This window comes from Actinoplanes sp. G11-F43, assembly GCF_050589265.1.
Classification (GTDB): domain Bacteria; phylum Actinomycetota; class Actinomycetes; order Mycobacteriales; family Micromonosporaceae; genus Actinoplanes.
In genome coordinates this window covers 1-2,059 of the sequence record NZ_JBNZCE010000090.1, presented here as the reverse complement: position 1 = coordinate 2,059, position 2,059 = coordinate 1, and the positions used below count along the sequence as shown (strand labels likewise).

The window sequence follows — 2,059 nt, the reverse complement described above, 5'->3', positions numbered from 1 at the left end:
CCTCGATTCGTCAGAGGGTTTTGATCCTTTCCAGTCCGTTTCGGCTTGACCGTTTTGTCCCTTACGGGTGGGCGTGATCGAGCCGCGTGGCGCTGCGGAAGCGCCGGGCCTCCGTGCCCGGGCGACGGTCTTTCTGCTGGTAGGGGCAGGGGTTTGCAGGTCAGGTTGCGGGCAGTGTGCTCAGGCGTTGCCAGCAGAGGGTGAAGGCGGTGGCCCAGGGCCAGGTGTCGGGGATGGACAGGACCCGGCGGCGGGCATGGGTGGCGAGTTTCGCGGGTAGATGCAGCAGCCGGTAGCCATTGCGGCTGGTGCGAGCCGGGAACGCCGCGGATACGGGTGATGCTGGTCGCGACGATCTGATAGCGCCAGCCGGTGGCCCGTTCCAGAGTGGTGAGTTGTCTGGTGTGCCGGGCCGAGGGCCGGCTGCGCCGCACGATCAGTCGTAGCCCGTGCGGCCAGTCGTGCAGGCGGGTGTTCAGGCCGGTCAGTTCGGCGACCTGTGCAGACCCGGCCGGGGTGCCGTCCTGGTTCAGACTGTCGGTCCATGCCGTTTCGGGCAGAGTCGCGATCGCGGTCTCGTCGGCTTCGGTGATCTTCCAGCCGACGGTGAACCTCACGCTGCGCCAGAGCCGGTTCATCTGATCAAGGTGCCGGAGCAGGTCGTGGGTGGCGCCGGCCCCGTCGACGCGAACCAGGATCTTACGACGGTAGGCGAGCGGCACCTGGTCGATCGCGTCGGCGAGGACCCGGATGTGATCAGCGACGGTGTTCGAGCCGGCGTTACCCGGGCGAAGCAGCATGGCCAGGGACTCACCGGTGTTCGCGCACCACGCGCCGAGAGGATGGAATCCGAACCCGCGTTTGAAGGTGGCGGCGGCGCCCTGTTTGGGCGAGTGGGCGGTGATCAGGGTGGCGTCCAGGTCGATGATCACCCATCCGGTCAGCAGTTTCCCGGCCACGTTCAGCCAGGGGAAGCCCTGCGGGCGGCGGGAGAGCAACTCCCAGACCCGGGCGCGGACCTTCGCCCGGGCCTTGCCGATCCGCTTCATCGCCGCCGTATCGAGGCCGGCCAGGGCCCGCCGGACGGTCGCTTCCGATGGTGGATCACCGAACAGCAGGCCCTGATGGGCGAGCATGCCGATGTCGGACATGCTGGTCGCGCCGAGCACGACCGCGACGGCCAGGGACACCAGGACCGTTCCCCGGTCCCACCAGCCCGGCCCCTTCCCCCGGGGTAGAACCCTGCTCAACCCGCTGGTCAGACCAGTCAGGTCCGCGCATTTACGCAGCAGCACCGCACCCGCGTGACCGACCAGACCCTTCCCACCCGAGCCGACGGTCAGCCGCTGATCCCACCCGCTACTCTTACTCACCAGAAAGGTGCACCCGACTCTGCTGTGGACATGGCGTAGACACCCACATCCTTGCAGGTCAGGCGCACCTTTCCTTTATCGCCCTTTCGATGCAACGCATTCAGCCTGAATAGCCGAGGCTGATGGTCGGTAGCGTGCACCCTGGTTGCTGTCTTGGTTGATGTCAGTCGCGAGCAGCTATGTGCATAGCTCGATCTCGTTGGCCGCCTGGCTGGAGTTGGGCTTCCGGCCGTCGCCGGGTCGATGGACGGTCGGTCGCCATCATGACTCCTTCTGGAGGGTGGACGACCGCGAGCGTTGGGGAAGCATCGTCTCAGAACTGCTTGGTGGATGGCTTCAGCTCGTACTCGGCTTCGGTGTTCGTGGGCGTGCGCGCGGTGGCCGTAGGCCTGTAGCGCGTGCGCGCGGCCCGGCTTCGGGCGGGCCGTTCTTGATACTCGTATAGACACATTGAGCCGGCGGGTGCCGCCGGAAGAGGCAATCTGTCGCTGGGACGTTGGTGCGTGGTCGGACTGTAGCTGGGGTGCTAACTAATCGGCGGTAGCGTTAGGGGCTTGAGCTGCGGTGCGGGCGAGGTCTGCGCGGTAGCGGCCGAGGGGCCTTACCCCCGGAACTTGGACACGGGGTTTATGCGGCTTGTGGGATGGTAGCTGATCTTTCTTGGATCCGCTCGTAGGTGATCGGGG

1 protein-coding gene is annotated in these 2,059 nt (G+C 66.4%); it reads right to left on the bottom strand.

From position 1 onward, the window contains the following. Positions 1-1,373: transposase (locus ACQ0O7_RS45015; protein WP_430792084.1), on the bottom strand; the 1,373-nt coding region annotated here is incomplete at its 3' end. Positions 1,374-2,059 lie beyond the last annotated feature (686 nt).